General features: G+C 64.6%; 22 protein-coding genes. 12 read left to right on the forward strand and 10 right to left on the reverse strand.

Annotated elements, in window-relative coordinates; translation table 11 throughout:
- The first annotated feature begins 84 nt into the window (after positions 1 to 84).
- The 3 genes from BLS48_RS04585 to BLS48_RS04595 all read left to right on the forward strand — a co-directional run bounded on the left by BLS48_RS04585 (position 85) and on the right by BLS48_RS04595 (position 2636).
- Positions 85 to 702, forward strand: coding sequence for a LysE family translocator (locus BLS48_RS04585; RefSeq protein WP_091575827.1), 618 nt, complete (start codon positions 85 to 87; stop codon positions 700 to 702).
- A gap of 196 nt (positions 703 to 898) precedes the next feature.
- On the forward strand, positions 899 to 1879 hold the full coding sequence (cysK, locus tag BLS48_RS04590) for a cysteine synthase A (protein WP_091575828.1): 981 nt from the start codon (positions 899 to 901) through the stop codon (positions 1877 to 1879).
- Positions 1880 to 2009: 130 nt separating this feature from the next.
- Positions 2010 to 2636 carry a glutathione S-transferase family protein gene (locus BLS48_RS04595; RefSeq protein ID WP_091576206.1) on the forward strand — a complete coding sequence of 209 codons (627 nt, stop codon included), beginning with the start codon at positions 2010 to 2012 and terminating at the stop codon, positions 2634 to 2636.
- A 14-nt stretch (positions 2637 to 2650) separates the two neighbouring features.
- On the opposite strand, the gene BLS48_RS04600 is transcribed toward BLS48_RS04595, so the two are convergent.
- From BLS48_RS04600 to BLS48_RS34815, 4 genes are all read right to left on the reverse strand, one after another.
- Positions 2651 to 3898 (reverse strand): RNA polymerase sigma factor, encoded by a 1248-nt coding sequence (locus BLS48_RS04600; protein ID WP_167364946.1) that lies wholly within the window; start codon positions 3896 to 3898, stop codon positions 2651 to 2653.
- Entirely contained in the window at positions 3895 to 4272 is a 378-nt protein-coding gene (locus BLS48_RS04605; RefSeq protein ID WP_091576208.1) for a YciI family protein, read from the reverse strand. Before BLS48_RS04605 ends, BLS48_RS04600 begins: the two co-directional genes overlap by 4 nt.
- A gap of 583 nt (positions 4273 to 4855) precedes the next feature.
- Positions 4856 to 4996 carry a hypothetical protein gene (locus BLS48_RS04615; protein WP_013528645.1) on the reverse strand — a complete coding sequence of 47 codons (141 nt, stop codon included), beginning with the start codon at positions 4994 to 4996 and terminating at the stop codon, positions 4856 to 4858.
- The gene (locus BLS48_RS34815) at positions 4993 to 5376 is read right to left on the reverse strand and encodes a hypothetical protein (protein ID WP_143019386.1); all 384 of its coding nucleotides are present in this window, start codon (positions 5374 to 5376) and stop codon (positions 4993 to 4995) included. The genes BLS48_RS04615 and BLS48_RS34815 overlap by 4 nt, the downstream gene beginning before the upstream one ends.
- On the opposite strand from BLS48_RS34815, the gene ku reads away from it, so the two are divergent.
- Both ku and ligD read left to right on the forward strand, forming a co-directional pair.
- Positions 5375 to 6244, forward strand: a complete 870-nt coding sequence (ku, locus tag BLS48_RS04620; RefSeq protein WP_091575829.1) for a non-homologous end joining protein Ku — start codon at positions 5375 to 5377, stop codon at positions 6242 to 6244. The two genes, BLS48_RS34815 and ku, sit on opposite strands and share 2 nt — an antisense overlap.
- Before the next feature lie 12 nt (positions 6245 to 6256).
- On the forward strand, positions 6257 to 8761 hold the full coding sequence (ligD, locus tag BLS48_RS04625; RefSeq protein WP_091575830.1) for a DNA ligase D: 2505 nt from the start codon (positions 6257 to 6259) through the stop codon (positions 8759 to 8761).
- Between the two features lie 224 nt (positions 8762 to 8985).
- Here ligD and BLS48_RS04635 read toward each other — a convergent pair whose 3' ends face one another.
- Positions 8986 to 9660 (reverse strand): ArsR/SmtB family transcription factor, encoded by a 675-nt coding sequence (locus tag BLS48_RS04635; RefSeq protein WP_091575831.1) that lies wholly within the window; start codon positions 9658 to 9660, stop codon positions 8986 to 8988.
- Positions 9661 to 9728: 68 nt separating this feature from the next.
- Between BLS48_RS04635 and BLS48_RS04640 the strand changes: the two genes are divergently transcribed.
- From BLS48_RS04640 to BLS48_RS04650, 3 genes are all read left to right on the forward strand, one after another.
- Positions 9729 to 9938, forward strand: coding sequence for a DUF1127 domain-containing protein (locus tag BLS48_RS04640; protein ID WP_091575832.1), 210 nt, complete (start codon positions 9729 to 9731; stop codon positions 9936 to 9938).
- A 95-nt stretch (positions 9939 to 10033) separates the two neighbouring features.
- Entirely contained in the window at positions 10034 to 10411 is a 378-nt protein-coding gene (locus BLS48_RS04645; protein WP_091575833.1) for an NIPSNAP family protein, read from the forward strand.
- 4 nt (positions 10412 to 10415) lie between these two features.
- Entirely contained in the window at positions 10416 to 10760 is a 345-nt protein-coding gene (locus BLS48_RS04650) for an antibiotic biosynthesis monooxygenase family protein (protein WP_091575834.1), read from the forward strand.
- 166 nt (positions 10761 to 10926) lie between these two features.
- Here the strand turns inward: BLS48_RS04650 and mbfA are convergent, their stop codons facing one another.
- Entirely contained in the window at positions 10927 to 11916 is a 990-nt protein-coding gene (gene mbfA / locus BLS48_RS04655) for an iron exporter MbfA (RefSeq protein ID WP_091575835.1), read from the reverse strand.
- A 178-nt stretch (positions 11917 to 12094) separates the two neighbouring features.
- Between mbfA and BLS48_RS04660 the strand changes: the two genes are divergently transcribed.
- The 4 genes from BLS48_RS04660 (at position 12095) to BLS48_RS04675 (ending at position 14663) form a co-directional block, all read left to right on the forward strand.
- The gene (locus BLS48_RS04660) at positions 12095 to 12418 is read left to right on the forward strand and encodes a hypothetical protein (protein WP_091575836.1); all 324 of its coding nucleotides are present in this window, start codon (positions 12095 to 12097) and stop codon (positions 12416 to 12418) included.
- Positions 12419 to 12603: 185 nt separating this feature from the next.
- Positions 12604 to 13587: a threonine/serine dehydratase family protein gene (locus tag BLS48_RS04665; RefSeq protein WP_091575837.1), complete on the forward strand. Its 984-nt coding sequence runs from the start codon at positions 12604 to 12606 to the stop codon at positions 13585 to 13587.
- A gap of 86 nt (positions 13588 to 13673) precedes the next feature.
- The gene (locus tag BLS48_RS04670) at positions 13674 to 14054 is read left to right on the forward strand and encodes a nuclear transport factor 2 family protein (RefSeq protein ID WP_091575838.1); all 381 of its coding nucleotides are present in this window, start codon (positions 13674 to 13676) and stop codon (positions 14052 to 14054) included.
- Positions 14055 to 14069: 15 nt separating this feature from the next.
- On the forward strand, positions 14070 to 14663 hold the full coding sequence (locus BLS48_RS04675) for a DNA-3-methyladenine glycosylase (protein WP_167364947.1): 594 nt from the start codon (positions 14070 to 14072) through the stop codon (positions 14661 to 14663).
- Positions 14664 to 14790: 127 nt separating this feature from the next.
- On the opposite strand, the gene BLS48_RS04680 is transcribed toward BLS48_RS04675, so the two are convergent.
- From BLS48_RS04680 to BLS48_RS04695, 4 genes are read right to left on the reverse strand one after another with little or no spacing between them, the layout of a single operon-like run.
- Positions 14791 to 15927: an ABC transporter permease gene (locus BLS48_RS04680; RefSeq protein WP_091575839.1), complete on the reverse strand. Its 1137-nt coding sequence runs from the start codon at positions 15925 to 15927 to the stop codon at positions 14791 to 14793.
- Positions 15924 to 16844, reverse strand: a complete 921-nt coding sequence (locus BLS48_RS04685; protein ID WP_091575840.1) for an ABC transporter ATP-binding protein — start codon at positions 16842 to 16844, stop codon at positions 15924 to 15926. The genes BLS48_RS04680 and BLS48_RS04685 overlap by 4 nt, the downstream gene beginning before the upstream one ends.
- The gene (locus BLS48_RS04690) at positions 16841 to 17791 is read right to left on the reverse strand and encodes an HlyD family secretion protein (RefSeq protein ID WP_091575841.1); all 951 of its coding nucleotides are present in this window, start codon (positions 17789 to 17791) and stop codon (positions 16841 to 16843) included. Before BLS48_RS04690 ends, BLS48_RS04685 begins: the two co-directional genes overlap by 4 nt.
- Positions 17788 to 18477 (reverse strand): CerR family C-terminal domain-containing protein, encoded by a 690-nt coding sequence (locus BLS48_RS04695; protein ID WP_091575842.1) that lies wholly within the window; start codon positions 18475 to 18477, stop codon positions 17788 to 17790. The genes BLS48_RS04690 and BLS48_RS04695 overlap by 4 nt, the downstream gene beginning before the upstream one ends.
- Positions 18478 to 18500: the final 23 nt, after the last annotated feature.

Raw genomic sequence — 18500 nt, forward strand, 5'->3', positions numbered from 1 at the left:
ATCTGGTGCAATGGATTCCGACCCGAGGGAATTCAACCCTGGTCCGTTCCATGCGACAAGGCATTCTGATCTGAGACCAATGCCATGACCCTCACCGGATTTCTCGCCTACAGTGCCGCTCTCGGCATCGCCGCTGCCATTCCCGGCCCCGGTATCACCGCGCTCGTCGCGCGTGCGCTCGGGTCGGGTTTCCGCTCGTCGCTGGCAATGTCCTTCGGCCTGATGCTAGGCGACCTCACCTATCTGACCGCCGTGGTGCTTGGCCTCGCCTTTGTCGCGCAGACCTTCGGCATGGTCTTTCTCGCCATCAAATGGCTGGGTGTCGCTTATCTCGCCTTCCTTGGCTGGCGCTTCTGGAACAGCGGCATCACGCCCGAGACGGTCGAGGCGAGAAAAGGCAAGGGCGGGCTGCTGTCGAGCTTTGTCGCCGGTCTCACCGTCACGCTCGGCAACCCGAAGACGATGATCTTCTATCTCGCCATCACGCCGACCATCGTCGACCTGAAGACCATCACGCTGGCCGACTATGGCATTCTCGTCGCGCTGACGATCGTCGTGCTTCTGGTGGTGCTGGTGCCGTATCTGGCGTTGGCGGCCAAGGCGCGCTGGTTCCTCAAGTCGCCGCGCGCGCTCAAGGCGCTGAACCGCACCGCCGCCGGCTTCATGGTCGGCGCTGCGGCGGCGATCGCCGCCCGTCAGTAGGGCTCTTTCGGCCAAAATATTCCCGGGACGGGCCTTTCCGGGAAATGCTTTTCCGGGACCGGGGCGTTTTAGACACGGGTCCCACTCGGATATTTTCAGTCGACAGTCTATCTTGCGCGACCGAAGGCTCTATCTTGCCGGCTGCAGTGCCATTTGCCTGAATCCTCACTTGCCTGAAGTTCTGGGAGCGAAACCAATGAACAAGCCCGTCACCTCCGCCCGCGTGCCCGGTCGCGGCCGCGTCTACAGTTCCATCACCGACACGATCGGCGACACGCCGCTGGTGCGGCTCGACAAGTTCGCCAAGGAAAAGGGCATCGTCGCCAATCTCATCGCCAAGCTCGAATTCTTCAATCCGATCGGCTCGGTCAAGGACCGCATCGGCGTGGCGATGATCGAGGCGCTGGAGGCGGCCGGCAAGATTTCTCCCGGCAAGACCACGCTGATCGAACCGACGTCCGGCAACACCGGCATCGCGCTTGCCTTCGCCGCCGCCGCCAAGGGCTACAAGCTGATCCTGACCATGCCGGAGACAATGTCGGTCGAGCGCCGCAAGATGCTGGCGCTGCTCGGCGCCGAGCTGGTGCTGACCGAAGGGCCGAAAGGCATGAAGGGCGCCATCGCCAAGGCCGATGAACTGGCGGCGACGATCCCCAACGCGATCATCCCGCAGCAGTTCGAGAACCCGGCCAACCCGGAAATCCATCGCAAGACGACGGCCGAGGAGATCTGGAACGACACCCATGGCGAGGTCGATATCTTCGTCGCCGGCATCGGCACCGGCGGCACGATCACCGGCGTCGGCCAGGTGCTGAAGAAGCGCAAGCCCTCGGTGCATGTCGTCGCCGTCGAGCCGGAAGCCTCGCCGGTGCTGTCGGGCGGCCAGCCGGGCCCGCACAAGATCCAGGGCATCGGCGCCGGCTTTGCGCCAAAAATCCTCGACACCACGATCTATGACGAGATCGTCAAGGTCTCGAACGAAGATTCCGTCGCCAATGCGCGCCTCGTCGCCCGCCTCGAAGGCGTGCCGGTCGGCATCTCGTCCGGCGCGGCCCTGCAGGCGGCAATCGTCGTCGGTTCAAGGCCGGAGAACAAGGGCAAAAACCTTGTCGTGATCATCCCGTCCTTCGCCGAACGCTATCTGTCGACGATCCTGTTCGAGGGACTGGGGGCTTAAGGGCGGGTTTCGGCCTGGTGGACCGCCTGGTCCGTTGAAAAAAGCTTCGTGGCCGCGGTTGCGCGCTTGAGTGCAAGGCGGCTTGCGTATCAAATCCGCTGCCGGCCGCGCGCCGGCGGCGGAGGATTTCATGTACAAGCTCTACACCCGTCCCGGCAGCGGCGGCTTCGTCGTCGAGGCGGCGCTGGCACTGGCGAACGCGCCATTCGAGCAGATCGACGTGCCGAAGACGGACCGGCCCGATCCGGCCTTCCTCGCCATCAGTCCCTTGAACCAGGTGCCGGTGCTGACCTTGCCGGACGGCCGCTCGATCACCGAATCGGCGGCGATCTGCGTCCTGCTTGCCGAACGCCATCCCGACGCCAGACTGGCGCCGGCGATCGACGCGCCCGCCCGCGCCGACTTCCTGCGCTGGATGGCCTTCATGTCGTCGGTTCTCTATCCGGCGGTGCTGCGTTTCTACTACGCGAACCGCTATACGTCCGATGCCGACGGAACGAAGGCGGTCAAACAGGCGGCCGTTGCCGAGATGGACCGCGGCTTTGCCGTTCTCGATACCGCTCTCGAAGGCCATGACTGGCTGGTCGGCGACCTGATGTCGCTGGCCGACATCTATCTGGTCATGCTGGTGGCCTGGCATCCCGACGTCGACAAAGCGCGTACGGCCTGGCCGAACATCGAACGGCTGTGGGCCAGGTTGCGCGACCATCCGCTGATGAAGAAGCTCAACACGGCGCACGAGATGTGGCCGATCTGAACGGGCGGCGAAGCTCAATTTCGGAGCGCGGCCCGTTTTCCATGCAGGAAGCGGCGCACCGCCGGATCGCGTTCGAGGCCGATCGCCCGCTCATAGGCGTCGGTCGCCAACTGTACCTGACCCAGCCTGGCCAGCAGGCCCGCCCGGGCTGCCCAATAAGGCTGGTAGTCATCAAGCCGCTTGTCATCGCCCAGCACGTAAAGGGCCGCCAGTCCCGCCGCGGCGCCCTCTCCTTCGGCGATCGCCACCGCGCGGTTGATCGCCACCACCGGCGATCCCGCGATCGAAAGCAGCGCGTCGTAGAGTTCGCGGATCGCCACCCAGTCGGTGCGCCCCGTCCGCCGTCGTGTCGCATGGGCGGATTGCACGGCTGCCTCGAGTTGGTAGCGGCCGATGATGCCCTTGGTGGCGGCGTGACCGAGCAAAGCCTCCGCCTCGTCGACCAAGGCGTGATCCCAGAGCGCGCAATCCTGCTCGGCGAGCGGCACATAATCTCCGGCCGCGTCGCGCCGCGCGGCGCGGCGCGCTTCGGCAAACAGCATCAGCGACAGCAGGCCGAGCGCCTCCGGCTCATCAGGCAGCAGCGAAGCCACCAGCCGGCCGAGCCAGATGCCTTCGGTGGCGAGATTGCGCCGCCGCGTCTCGGTGCCAGCCGGGTCGGACCAGCCTTCGGCGAAGGTCGCGTAGATGGCTTCCAGCACCGCGTCCAGCCGCTCGCCGAGTTCGGCCCGCTCCGGCACGCGGAACGGAATGCCGGTTTCGCGGATGCGGGTCTTGGCGCGCACCAGGCGCTGGCCCATCGTTGCCGGCGAGACCAGGAAGGCGGAAGCGATCGCCGCGGCGTCGAAGCCCAGCACGGTCTGCAGGATCAGCGGAGCCCGCACGCTCGATTCGATCGCCGGATGGGCGCAGGCGAACATCAGCCGCAGCCGTTCGTCGGGCAGATCTTCATCGGTCATGCGCGCCTCCACCTCCTCGGCGATCAGCTTGAGATGGTCACGGCCGGCTTCGCTGGTCAGCCGCCGGCGCACCGCATCGACGCGGCGCCTCCGCGCCACCGCCAGCAGCCAGGCTTCCGGCTTTTCAGGCACGCCGGTTCGCGGCCAGCGTTCGAGCGCCGCGGCAAAGGCATCGGCAAGCGCGTCCTCGGCGGCCGCCACGTCGCGGGACCGTGCGGAGAGATAAGCGATCAGCTTGCCGTAGCTTTGCCGGGCGGCCGCCTCCGCGACCGCCCGCGCGGTATCCGACCCTATGTCCCTCACGCAGCAGTATACTTTGTCATGTATTCCGCCATCGGCCAGATCGGTCGCACTTCCATGGTGCCCGCGCTGGCACCGGGACAGCGCGACGCCCATGAAATTGCCGCGTCCATGTCCGGCACTTCGATCATGTAGTAGCCACCAAGCTGTTCCTTGGTATCGGCGTAGGGGCCGTCAAGCACGTTGGTTTTGCCGCCGGCCACCCGCACGGAGGTTGCCACCGACGTCGGCCTCAACCGCTCGCCGCCAACGAACACGCCAGCTTTCTTCATCGCTTCGGTATAGGCGCCGTAAGCGGCGCTCATCTGGACGGCCGCCTCCTTGGGTGCTGCTGCCATTGCGGCTTCGTTGGAATAGATAAGAAGCAGATACTGCATGGTCATCTCCCGTGGTTACAGGGCCGCATCGTTGCGGGCCGAACGTATGTCGCGCGGCCATGTCCGATTTCGACAGGCTGGAGAAAAAAACTTTCGCGCCTGCTCGGCCGTTGTGCAAGCAGACGCTGGCCGACGGTGCTACCCAGCGACTGAACCAAATGACACCGCATCTCTGGAACCATGCGAGTCCACGGGCACGAGCCAGCCGCGATAGCGCACGATCAGCCGGTGAGCGGGCGAAGCGGAAGCGGCTTTGGCGGTCGAACCTGACCACTATGCGGACGAAGCCGGAGCACAGCACGCGGACGCCATCGAAGACGATCAGCGGATGGCGTGCGTTGAAGGGCTCAGGGGGACTTGGGCCGTTTTGACTGGGGCCAATTTGACTTGGAAAGGTCGGTCACGCGGGCCTGGGCTGCTCGTGTCTGAAGACACCAAGCCAGCCAGAGGCGGCATCAAGGACGTGGCGATGTCGCACGCCGTCTGTCGGCGAGAGCGGGACGCTCGGCGCGATAGGTCGTGGCGCGGGATTCGGCCGCTGGCCTGCAGATCCGGCTGTCGTGACGGGTCTCGAAGGCCATGATCAGTGCGCGCCCAGCGAATTGCCGCGACGGGCGCAGGCCGGGCCGGGGCCGCGCATGTAATAGCGCTCGGGCCGATAGGTTGGCGCGACGAATTCGCGGATGGCGGCGGCATAGCCGATGAGGTGCGCGAGGAAGTTCATTTACCCTGTCCCTGTCCCGATTTTCGGATGTCCCTTCCGATTTGCGAGAACGATAGCATCGAGGCGTGAATAGTCGGTGAACGTGATGTTAATTTCTGGTCGAAAAGGCCTTGCTTCGTGGCCGGAATGCGGCTGATTCGGGGTCTTTCCATGCAGTTGGTCGGCATTCCGCCTAGTGTGACTTTTGCATCACATATGTTTCGTTTGAATGTCGCCTGCGCGCGGTTCTGTTTCAATTTTTGCCGCCGCCACGAAATGTCCGTGCTTGCCTGCCCGAATCCGGCGCGGCGCCCCGGCATGTGGATCATCACGCGGCGGCGGAACTGGAGCGGGGTCTGTCCGTTCTCACCTTCATCTGGATCCTGAAGGGAAAATGTCATGGCGCCGCGTCCGGCCTGGAAGGGCTATCTCAAGCTGTCGCTGGTCACCTGTGCCGTCGAACTGACCAATGTCGTCACCCATACCGAGAAGGTCTCGTTCCGGGTGCTGAACCGCAAGACCGGCAATACGGTGAAACGCATCTACGTCGACTCGCAGACCGGCAAGCCGCTCGGCGACGGCGACGAGATCAAGGGCTATGAAGTCAGCGACGGCGATTTCGTCCACATCGAGGAAGACGAGATCGAATCGGTGCAGATCGAGTCCTCGCACACGATGAGCCTCGAAGGCTTCGTCGACAAATCCTCGATCCAGCAGATCTATCTCGACACGCCCTACTATGTCGCGCCGGCCGACGAGGTGTCGGAGGAAGCGTTCGCCGTCATCCGCGATGCCATGGCGGGCAAGAAGATGGCCGGGCTGGCGCGCATCGTGCTCTACCAGCGCGAACGCCCCGTGGTCATCGAACCGTTGGGCAAGGGCATGGTGCTGACGACGCTGCGCTACGACAACACGGTGCGCCAGCCAGACACCGTGTTCGGCGATATCAAGGCGGTGAAGACGGACCAGGAGATGACCGATCTGGCCGAGCTGATCATCGACAAGAAGAGGGCGAAGTTCGATCCGTCGAAATTCGACGACAAATACGAGGACGCCCTGCTCGAACTGATCCGTGCCAAGAAGGCCGGCAAGAAGGCACCCAAGGCCAAGGCCGCGCCAAAGCCTTCCAATGTCGTCAATCTGTTCGACGCGCTGAAGAAGAGCCTGTCGTCGGACGCGGGCTCAACAAAGGCTTCGTCCGCGAAAGCCAAACCGGCGGCCAAACGCGCCAAGCCGAAAGCCGGCGCGCCCAAGCGCAAATCGGCCTGAGGAGACGCAGAGATGGCCAGCCTCGAACAGTATCAATCCAAGCGCGACTTCAAGAAGACGTCCGAGCCGGCCGGCAAGGTGCCGCTCGGCAAGGGGGGCAGCGCAGGCGGCATCTTCGTCATCCACAAGCACGCGGCGACGAGGCTGCATTACGACCTTCGCCTCGAGCATGACGGCGTGCTGTGGAGCTGGGCGGTGACGCGCGGCCCGAGCCTGGACCCGCATGAGAAGCGGCTGGCGGTGCATGTCGAGGACCATCCGCTCGACTACGCGCCGTTCGAGGGCACCATTCCCAAGGGCGAATATGGCGGCGGCTCGGTCATCGTTTGGGACGAAGGCACCTGGGTTCCCGAGATCGATCCGGCCAAGGCGATGAAGAAAGGCCATATCAGCTTCGAGCTGCACGGCCACAAGCTGCACGGTCTCTGGCATCTGGTCAGGTTGAAGCCGCGCGCGGGCGAGAAGCGCGACAACTGGCTCTTGATCAAGTCCGATGATGCCGCCGCGCGTCCCGGCGAGGATATCCTCAAGGAGGCGCCGGAATCGGTGAAGTCCGGCCTGACAGTCGAGGAGGTCGGCGAGGGCAAGACCGCGAAGGGGCAGAAGCCTGACGTCTGGCACTCCAACAAGCCGGCCGCCGGGAACGTGCAGCCCGGCAAGCGCCTCGACTTCATCGAGCCGCAGCTCGCCACGCTGGAGCGGGACGCACCGCCGGGCAAGGACTGGCTGCACGAAGTGAAGTTCGACGGCTATCGCATGCAGGCGCAGATCGCCGGCACCGACGTGCGATTGCTGACCCGCACCGGCCTCGACTGGACGGAAAAATTCGGCAGCGAGATCGTCGCGGAGCTGGCAGCGCTGAAATGCAGCGACGCCATCATCGACGGCGAGATCGTCGTGCTGGCCGACAGCGGCGTCTCTTCCTTCGCGCTGCTTCAGGCCGACCTGTCGGCGAAGCGGACAGATCGCTTCACCTACTATGTCTTCGACCTGATGCGCCTCGACGGGAAGGATCTGCGCGGCGAGCCGCTGGTCGAGCGCAAGCAGGCCTTGCAGGAACTGCTCGGCAAGCAGTCCGAGAATGCGGCGGTCCGCTTCAGCGACCATTTTTCCGAACCCGGCAAGATCATGCTGGAGCATGCCTGCCGCATGGGGCTGGAAGGCGTCGTCTCCAAGCGCGCCGACGCGCCCTATCGCAGCGGGCGTGGCCCCTCCTGGGTGAAGTCGAAGTGTACCGCGCGACAGGAATTCGTCATCGGCGGCTATTTGCCGTCGGACAAGACCGGGCGCGGACTGCGCTCGCTGCTGGTCGGCTATTATGAGGGCGGCAAGCTGCACTATGCCGGGCGCGTCGGCACCGGTTTCTCCGCCAGGGGCGCCACCGACCTGAAGACAAAACTCGACGCGCTGAAGGCAACATCGTCGCCTTTCGACAAAGCCGTGCCGAAGGGCAAGGGCCTGGTCTGGGTCAAGCCGGAGCTGGTCGGCGAAGTCGAGTTCCGCAGCTGGACCTCCGACCGTATAATACGCCATGCCTCGTTCCAGGGATTGCGCGAGGACAAGCCGGCGGAGGAAGTCGTGCAGGAAAAGCCGATGGCATCGACAAGCAAGAGCCCGGCCAGGGCGATATCAAGCGGCGGCGCCAAATCCACCGGGGCGATGACGACCACGGTAAAACTTTCCCATCCCGACAAGCTGCTGTGGCCCGAGGAAAAGATATCCAAGCAAGGCCTGCTCGACCACTACGCGCAGGTCTGGCCGCGCATGGAACAGTTCATCGTCAACCGGCCACTCAGCCTGGTGCGGGCGCCGGACGGTGTTGGTGGCGCGCGTTTCTTCCAGAAGCATGCATCCGCCGGTATGAGCGACAAAATCGCGCGGATGAAAGACCCGACGGACGGCGAGGAGATCCTGTTCGTCAGGGATTTCGACGGCGTTGCCGCGCTCGTCCAGTACGGCGTGGTCGAGATCCACATCTGGGGCTGCACCGTTGAAGAACTGGAAAAGCCCGACCAGGTCATCTTCGATCTCGACCCGGATGATGGCGTCGAGGTCAAGGCGGTGCGCGAGGCGGCACTCGATATCAGGGCCAAGCTCGAAGAGCTGTCGCTGCCGAATTTCGTCAAGACATCAGGCGGCAAGGGCTACCATGTCCTGGTACCGCTCAAGCCATCGGCGGATTGGGACGCGGTGAAAACCTTCGCCCATGATTTCGCCAAGGCGCTCGAACAGGCTTCCCCCGACCGCTACACGGCAACGCTGTCGAAGAAGGCGCGCACGGGGAAAATCTTCGTCGACTATCTGCGCAATGGCCGGGGCTCGACGACCGTCGCGCCCTATTCGTCGCGCGCCAAGAAGGGCGCCACCGTGTCGATGCCGGTGACCTGGGCCGAGATCGAGGCCGGACTGGCGCCGAACGCCTTCCCGATCGGCGACAAGACGACGCTGAAGCGGCTGGCGCAAGCCGATCCGTGGGCGGATTTCTTCGGGCAGGGGAAAGTCTTGAAGCGGGGGTAGTCGCCCCATCCGCAGCGTAACGATCCTTCGCGCCCCCCTCTGGCCTGCCGGCCATCTCCCCCAAGAGGGGGGAGATTGGCTGTTTCAGCGCTTCGCTCACCTTGCAACATGGAGATTGGCGAAAGCCAGCGTGACGTCCAATCTCCCCCCGTGTGGGGGAGATGCCCGGCAGGCCAGAGGGGGCGCTGTCCCGCGGGCATCGCCAAATCAGCGCCGGCAAAGCATCAGGCCAGAAACACCTTCTCGAAAGCCTGTTTGCCGGGCGGCGAGAAAATGACCGCGCGGCTGTCCTTCTCGCGGCGTGCCCATTTCTCGGCCAGGATCTTGTCGAGGATGACGGCGCCCAGCGTGCCGGCGAGGTGCGAGCGGCGGACGCTCCAGTCGAGGCAGGCGCGGCAGACCGGCCGTCGCGGCTTGGCATCCACATCGATGCCAATAGCGGCGAAATGCGATGCCGCCGACGGCCCGAGCCTGATCTCCTGGTCATCACGCAGGATAATCTCTCTTTCGACAAGACGGTCGAGCATCGCCACGGCCTGCTCGCCAGCGAGGTGATCGTAGCAGACCCGCGCCACGCGCATGGCCGCGTCGCGCGGGCCTGGCCGCACACGCTGCGGCCCGACAGAAGCGGCGACGCCGGTGATGGCTTCGATCATTCCGGCCACTTGCGGACCGGCGAGGCCGTAGTAGCGATGCCGGCCCTGGCTCGCCAGCGTCAGCAAGCCGCCCTCCATCAGCTTCGACAGATGCGAACTGGCGGTCGGCAGCGATACGCCGGCCTCGAGCGCCAGTTCGCTCGCCGTCAGCGCCGTGCCGCCCATCAGGGCGCTCAGCATGTTGGCCCGCGCCGGATCGCCGACCAGGCTGGCTATACGGGCAATGTCGGGTCCTTCACGCATAGTTCGTTCCTCATCGAAGCATTCTTGTCAGATAATCCTTATTCTCCGATCAGATCAAGGAGACGTCGATGACAACCGCTTCCACCTCCGGACCGTTCGAGAGCCGCCAATCGTTCCCGTTCGTCACCTGGTTCCGCTCGGGCACGCTGGCCCGGTGGCATGACCGCTATCTGCAGCGTATCGACCTTGCCGAGATCGATGATCATCTGTTGCGCGACCTTGGCCTGACGCCGGAAGACGTGCGCCGAGAATGCACGAAGTCCTTCTGGCGATCATGACCCGCAAGCAAATTGCCTAGCAGATCGGGCGGCACAACGTTTCGACACCGCTCGAACCATCGACGCAAGAACACATCCCCCTCACGGAGACGACAATGGCCATCACCTGCTTCATCCGCTACGAGATCGACCCGTTCGGCAAGGCGGCCTTCGAGGAGTATGCCCGCAACTGGGGCCAGGCCATTCCGCGTTGCGGCGCCGATTTGATCGGCTACTTCGCGCCGCATGAAGGCTCGGCCACGACAGCCTATGCCGCTTACAACATCGACAGCCTGGCCGCCTACGAAGCCTATCGCGCCCGGCTTGCCGCCGATCCCGCCGGCAAGGCAAACTACGAGTTCGCCCGCCGCGAGAAATTCATCCTCAAGGAGGATCGCATGTTCCTGAAACTGGCTTCCGGCCCACACGCGCCAAGGCTTGATCCTGAAAAGTTGCAGACTTTTCAGACCGAGATCATGCCAGCGGAAAGGTGAAGGTATGATCGCTGTCATCTTCGAAGTCGAACCGGCGGCGGGCCGGCGCGATGCGTATCTGAGCATCGCCGCCGACCTGCGTCCGCTGCTCGACGGCATCGACGGGTTTGTCTCCATCGAGCGCTTCCAGAGCCTGGTCGACCCGAACCGCATCCTGTCCTTGTCGTTCTGGCGCGACGAGGACGCGGTCAAGGCCTGGCGCAACACCGAGGAACACCGGCACGCGCAGAAGGCAGGACGCGGCGGTATCTTTGCCGGCTACCGTTTGCGCATCGCGCATGTAGTGCGCGACTACGGGCTGACCGAAAGGGCCGAGGCGCCGCAGGATAGCCGGGCGGTGAATGGGTGAGGCTTACGGGTTGATGTGGGTGCCGCCCCTCATCCGCCTGCCGGCACCTTCTCCCCGTATAGTGACGGGGAGAAGGGACAAGCTCCCGCGCCGGCGACCCCCCTCTCCCCGTTCTTCACGGGGGGAGGGTAAGGGTGAGGGGCGGCGCTGACCTTTGCCGCTCTACCTAAGCGTTGCCGATCAGCACGCCGGCGGCGAACACCAGCGCGCCGCCGAGCACCACCTGGAAGGCGGCGCGCAGGAAGGGGGTCTGCATGTAGCGGTTCTGGACGAAGGCGATGGCCCATAGTTCGAAGAACACCACCACCGCAGCGACAGCGGTCGCGGTCCAGAAATGCGGGATGAGATAGGGCAATGCGTGGCCAAGGCCGCCCGCCGACGTCATGACGCCGGTGGTGATGCCGCGTTTTATCGGCGAGCCGCGGCCCGACAGCTTGCCGTCGTCGGACGCCACTTCGGTGAATCCCATCGAGATGCCGGCGCCGATCGAGGCGGCAAGGCCGACCAGAAAGGTCTGCCAGGTGTCATGCGTGGCGAAAGCGGCGGCGAAGATCGGCGCCAGAGTCGATACCGAACCGTCCATCAGGCCAGCCAATCCCGGCTGCACATAGGTCAGGATGAACTGGCGCCGCTCGGCCGCGGCCTCTTCGTCCTTCACTTCGCCCGGCACGTGCTGTTGCTCCAGACGCTGTGCCAGCGTCTCGTGCCCCTGTTCGGCCAGCGCCAGATCGTCGAGCAGTTTTCTGGTCGAGGCATCGGTGGTGCGCTTTGCCGCTTCGACATAAAACAGGTAGGCCTGCCGTTCCATCGCCTCGGCCTGGCTGCGCACATGCTCGACGCCAAGCGGTCGCACCAGCCAGTCGGGCTTGCGCTCATAATAGCCCTTCACATGTTCGCGCCGGATCAGTGGAATGCGCTCGCCGAAACGCTGGCGGTGAAGCTCGATCAACGAGTCGCGATGGCCGTCCTCTTCCTCGGCCATCTCCTCGAACACCTTCGCCGATTGCGGAAAGCTTTCGGCCAGCCCGTCAGCATAGGCACGGTAGATGCGCCCGTCGTCTTCCTCGGACGAAATGGCCAGCGCCAGGATCTCCTGCTCGGAGAGCGATTCGAAGGGACGGCGGCCGAAGCCGAAGCCGAAAACACGGGAAAGCATGAGGAATTCACCCTAGTTTAGAATGGTTCTAAACTAGGGTTTGACGCGCCTCCGGTCAATCGCGCGCTTGGGGTCGCGGGTCAAGAATTGTTGAAGCCGCCGATCGCCGTTGACCCTTCATTATCGGCGAAGATTTCCCTATATAGGCAAACCTAAGCCGATAGAAGGAAAGCCGCAGATGACGACAAAGGCGCACGCACCGGAATTCGACCCAAAGCCCGCTCTCGATCTCATCGCCAGCATCGAGGCCGATTTGCAACGCCTGAAGGGCCTGGTCGAGCAGGAGGTCGAGAAATTCGATCCCGCCAATCCGCACAACAAGGCGCCGGACGGCAAGTTGACGGAAGAAGGCGTGGAGTGCTGCTACCGCATGTTCGACGAAGGCAAGTCGCGCTATTCGGTCGCCCAGCAGATGAAGATCTCGTTTGCCGCCGCCACCCACCGGTTCAACAACTGGCGCAAGTTGGGTGGGACGAAGAGGCAGCGGACGCTTCTGGGATGAAGAGTGGTTGGCTGCAAGGCCAATTGCCGGCCTCGGCGCCGCGCTGGCGACGGCAGGCCGGTGAGGGGCACCGCCAACGCCGCTCAAGACATGCCAAACTTTGTAACGGTCACATTTTTTCAATGGTGTGCTACCGTTGTTTGCGGGCATCATGAGAAGACACTGTCTCTTTTGCTGGACCTCGCATGACCGCCACCACGCCTCCCGGCATAGCCGACCTCCGCCGTGCCGCAGCCCGGCTTTCCGGCCTGATTGTTGAAACGCCGTTGATCGAATCGCTTGAACTCAACAAGCGCTTCGGCGCCCGCATCCTGTTCAAGCCGGAGACGCTGCAGCGCACCGGCTCGTTCAAGTTCCGCGGCGCCTACAATAAGCTGTCGTCGCTCAGCGAAGAGGAGCGCGGCCGTGGCGTCGTCGCCTTCTCGTCGGGCAACCACGCGCAAGGCGTCGCCGCCTCCGCCGCGATGTTCGGTGTCAAGGCGGTCATCGCCATGCCGGCCGACGCGCCGGCGATGAAGGTCGGCAATGTCCGCAAGATGGGAGCGGAGGTGGTGCCGTTCGACCGCTTTCGCGACGACCGCATGGCCGTCGTGGGCCCGTACATCGAAAGGGGCATGGTGCTGGTGCCGCCCTTCGACGATCCGGCCATCATCGCCGGCCAGGGCACGATCGGCCTCGAATTGATGCGCCAGGTGGAAGCGCTTGGCGTGAGCCTCGACGCGGTGCTGGTGCCCTGCGGCGGCGGCGGACTGAGCAGCGGAATCTCGGTTGCCGTCAAGGACGCCTCGCCCAGCACGGCCGTCTGGGCGGTGGAGCCCGAGCATTTCGACGACACCCGCCGCTCGCTGGCCGCGGGCATCAGGGTGGCGAACGAGCCGGGCCACAGTTCGATCTGCGATGCGATCCTCACCGCCGAGCCGGGCGTGATCACCTTCGAGATCAACCGCAGGAACCTTGCCGGCGGCATCGCCGTCTCCGACAAGGCGACGGCACAGGCGATGCGCGACGCCATGGCCTATCTCAAGCTGGTGGTCGAACCCGGCGGCTGCGTCGGACTGGCGGCGCTGTCGTCGGGCGAGATCGAGCTGGCAGGCAAATGCGTCGCCGTGGTGCTGTCCGGCGGCAACGTCGATTTCGGCACCTATGCGGGGATCATGGCAGCCGCATAGGATGCGGCCCGTCTGGGTCACGCACCGGTCCAAAGTGCCGGAGCGCCACAGCACTGTATCGGCGGCGATGGTCAAGGAGATTTGACATGGAGGACCGGGAGATTCGAGCGGCCCTCGATCATCACTGGGCTGCCTCCGATGCGAACGATTTCGAGGGGGAGCACCAGATCTACCGGGAGGACGCGGTGCTCGACTACCCGCAGTCAGGGGAGCGCGTCCGCGGGCGGCGCGACATCCAGTCGTCGCGCGCCGCGCAGCCGAACCGGAAGCGCTTCACGGTGCGGCGGATCATCGGTGCGGGCGACCTCTGGATCACGGAATATGTCCTGGCCTATGACGGGCGGCCGTCTTACACGGTGAGCATCATGGAGTTCCTCGATGGCAAGGTGGCCCGCGAGACCCAGTATTTCGGCGATCCGTTCGAGCCGGGGCCTTCGCGCGCGCAATGGGTCGAGCGGATGCCTTGAGCCTTGGCGATAAGGATGATCCGTCCGCTCGCCCGCTCTGAATTGCCCGGCGATACGACCGATCTCGCCCGCACCCTCATTGGCAAGGTGGTGGTGCGCGAGTTGCCTGAAGGCATCGTCAGCGGACGCATCGTCGAGACCGAGGCCTATGTCGTCGGTGACGCCGCCGGGCATGGTTACCGGGGGATGACCCCGCGCAACCGCTCGCTGTTTCTCGAACGCGGGCACGCCTATGTCTATCTCGCCTACGGCATCTCCTACATGCTGAATGTCTCGAGCGAGAGGGCCGGGATCGGAACCGGCGTGCTGATCAGGGCGCTCGAGCCGCTCGAAGGCATCCCGATCATGCGGCTCAATCGCGGCGTCGAGCGCCTGCGCGACCTGGCGCGAGGACCGGGAAGGCTCGCTGCGGCGTTGCGGATCGATCGTTCGCTCGACGGGCTCGATCTTTGCCGGCAAGGCCCGCTGTGGCTCGCAGGCGATGACCACCAACCCGGCGAAATCGGGCAGAGCATCAGGATCGGCATTTCGAAGGATGCGGACCGCCTGCTGCGATTCTATGTCAGGGAGAGCCCGTTCGTCAGCGGTCCGGGATCGCTCAGGGACTAGGAGACAGCCACACCTTCAGGGTCACCCCAATGTTCGTTCATGCGCCCGAAGTCCGCGGCTCGATCCAACTGTCCGTCGTCCAACCCGTCTCGGCCCTTTGCGGCAGCCAGTTGATCAGACCTTGATGCTAATCCAGCGTGCGGCGGAACCGCAGCAGCGCCGTGCCGGCAAACACCACCACGAACAGCACCAGCCAGCCGACCTCGGTCCCTATCGCATGGAAGTCGGCGCCCTTGAGCATCACCGCCCGGGTGATGCGCAGGAAATACGTGAGCGGGAAGATCTCGCCCAGGACCTGTGCCCAGCCGGGCATGCCGCGATAGGGGAACATGAAGCCCGACAGCATGATTGACGGCAGGAAGAAGAAGAAGGTCAGCTGCATCGCCTGCATCTGCGAGCGCGCCATGGTCGAGATCGTGTAGCCGAGCAGCACCAGTGCAAGCACGAAGACAAGCACCGCCGACAGAAGCAACGTCAGCGAACCGACGAACGGAACGCTGAACAGGAGCTTCGCGGCGACCAACACCACCACCATCTGTACCGCGCCGACGACGAGGAAGGGCAGCACCTTGCCGAGCATGATCTCGGCCGGGCTGGAAGGCATGGCAAGCAGGTTCTCCATCGTGCCGCGCTCGGTTTCGCGCGTCAGCGCCATGGCCGTCATCATAACCATGGTCATCTGCAGGATGACGCCGAGCAGGCCGGGCACGATGTTGTATTGCGAGACGCCTTCCGGATTGTAGCGCTGGTGCACCACCACCTGCAGCTGCCCCCTGGCGCTTTCAGCGGCGGTCGCCTGCATGCCCTGCGCGCGCAGCAGCGCCTGGCTCGCCACCTTGCTCAAGGTCGAAACGGCGCCGCTCGCGGCGGAAGGATCGGTTGCGTCGGCCTCGATCAGGATCTGCGGGTTGTCGCCGCGCTCGACCCGCCGGGCGAAATCGGCCGGGATCGTCACCACGAAAGAGACAACTCCCTTGGCCATCAGCGCTTCGGCCTCGGTGGCGCTCTGCGCCACATAGTCGAAGTGATAATAGCCCGTCATCTGCAGGGCAGAGACCATGGCACGCGTATACTGGTCGTTGCTGATGGCAACGAGCGCGGTCGGCAGGCTCTTGGGATCATTGTTGATGGCGAAGCCGAACAGCACCAGCTGCATCAGCGGTACGCCCAGCATCATGGCGAAGGTGATGCGGTCACGCCGCATCTGGATGAATTCCTTGATCAGCAGGGCGCCGAGCCTGGCGAAGGAAAAGACGCTGTTCATGCCATGTTGTCCTTCGAGCCGGACATGAACTGGATGAAGACATCCTCGAGGCTGGTTTCGCCCGGCGTCAATGTCACGCCCTTGTGCTCTTTCTCGACATCGGCGAGCGCGGCTTCGAGCTTCTTCCTGTCGGAACCGACGACATGCAGCGTCGCGCCGAACGGCGCCACCTGGTCGACACCGGGGCGGCCATCGAGCGCCGCCGCGACCCGGTCGAGGTGCGGGCCCTCCACGATGAACGTGGTCAGCCCGGCATTCCTGACCACCTCGGCCACGGTGCCGGTGGCCAGCATCTTGCCATAGGAGATGTAGCTGATGCGGTGGCAGCGCTCGGCCTCGTCCATGTAGTGGGTGGAGACCAGTACGGTCAGTCCGCCGCTGGCGAGGCGATGGATTTCGTCCCAGAATTCGCGCCGCGCCTTCGGATCGACGCCAGCCGTAGGCTCGTCGAGCAGAAGCAGCTTCGGCTTGTGCATGATGCAGGCGGCCAGCGCCAGCCGCTGCTTCCAGCCGCCGGACAATGTGCCGGCAAGCTGGTCGCGGCGCGAGGTCAGGCCGAGTTCCTCCAGCGTCCTGGCGACATACTCGCCGACCGGCTTCAGCCGGTAGAGCCGCGCCACGAATTCGAGATTCTCGCCAATCGTCAGATCCTCGTAGAACGAGAATTTCTGCGTCATGTAGCCGACTTCACGCTTGATGCGCAGACTGTCGGTGCGGATGTTGAAGCCGAGCACCGTGCCTTCGCCTTCATCGGGCGTCAGCAGGCCGCACATGATACGGATGGTGGTGGTCTTGCCCGAACCGTTCGGCCCGAGAAAGCCGACGATCTCGCCCTCCGCCACCGCCATCGTCACATGGTCGACGACGGTCTTGTCGCCGAAGCGCTTGACCAGGCCGTGAACGTCTATGGCGTTCATTTTCCAGCGTCCAGCTCGACATCGACGATCTGGCCGGGCTGCAGCGGGCCGGCATCGCCCTCCGGCCGCGCCTCGACCAGGTAGACCAGCTTCTGCCGGTTCTCGAGTGAGTAGATCACCGGCGGAGTGAACTCCGGATCCGGCGAGACATAGCTGACCCGCGCCTTCACATCCGGGCCGCAACCGTCGCAATGGACGTCGAGCACGGTGCCGATTTTGACAGAGGAGAAGGCACTTTCCGGTATATAGACGGTGAGCTTCACCGCGCCGTCGGGCAGGATCGAAATGACCGGCGCGGTCGGGCCGGCGGTGTCGCCGGGATTGCGGATGACGTCGTTGACGCGGCCGGGCGAGGGTGCGGCCAGCGCGCGCTTGGACAGCCGCCACTCAGCCTGTTCGAGCGTTGCCTGCGCCTGCTTGACCTGATTGTCGGCGGCCTTGATCGTCTCGGGGCGCGCCGGCAGGCCGCCGACCGCGAGATTGGCCTCTGCCTGGCCGAGCTGCGCGTCGGCTGTCTCCAGCGTTGCCGACGCGGTGTCGAAATCGGCCTGGCTGCCGGTGCCGCGCTTGAACAGGTCGGCAGCGCGCGTGTATTTGCGCCTTGCGTCATCCGCCTGCGCCTTGGCCATGTCGACCTGGGCCTTGAGCGCCGCGATCTCCTCCGGCCGCTTGCCGACCTGCAGGTCGGCAAGCTGCGCCTGGGCCTGGGCGAGGCTTGCCTGCGCCTGCGCCACCGCGATCTTCGCATCGGCACTTTCCAGCGTCACAACGGTCGTGCCGGGCACGACACGATCGCCGCGCTTGACGGTGACCGTCTCGACCTGCGCCACCTCGATCGGCGCCAGCAGCACATAGTCGCCTTCGACATAACCGACGGCCAGAGGTGCTGCCGGGGCACAGGCGCCGAGAAGCTGCGCGGCGAGCGGCAGCGAACACAGAAAGCTCATGGTCTTTGCCCCTTCCTGGCAGCCAATATAGCCTTGAGATTGTCCGATGTGGCCGCCACCACCTTGGCCGCCTCGGCGGCGCCGATGTCGCGCCAGCCCATGCGACGCATCACGGCTTCGCGGCCGATGCGGAAATAGATGACCTGGCCGATCAGCGTGAACACGGTGAGCCGGGTCGCCTCGCTTTCGGCCGGCTCGCCCGTCGCCTGCTCCCACAGCTGGCAAAGCCGGCGGTGCGTCGGCTCGAAGACGCCGTCATAGATGCGGTCGAGCGCCGCCGTCGGATGGGAGAGCTCGCGCAAGACGAACTGCACGATCTCGCCGGCCTGCGGACTTGCCACGACAAAGCCGACCATCCGTTCCAGCGCCGCGAACAGTTGCGCCCGCGCCGCCTCCGGACTGCCCGGGACAGGCGCCTGCGCATTGCCGAGCGCCTGGCCGGCAACCGTCTGGATGGTCTCGACGATAAAGTCGGCGGCAGCGGTGCGAAGGCCTTCCTTGCCGCCGAAATGATAGGCGATCGAGCCGATATTGGCTTGCGCCTCCGCCGCGATCTCGCGCGTCGACGTGCCGTCAAAACCCTGCCGCCCGAACAGTCTCAGCGCCGCCCGGACAAGGGCGGCTCGAGTAGGCTCCGCGGGAGATGTCTCGCGGCGTGGGTTTTTGGCGTTGGACGACCTGATCATGCGAGCTATTTAATCAATCGATT

Origin of the sequence: Mesorhizobium qingshengii (assembly GCF_900103325.1) — a bacterium.
Lineage (GTDB): Bacteria > Pseudomonadota > Alphaproteobacteria > Rhizobiales > Rhizobiaceae > Mesorhizobium > Mesorhizobium qingshengii.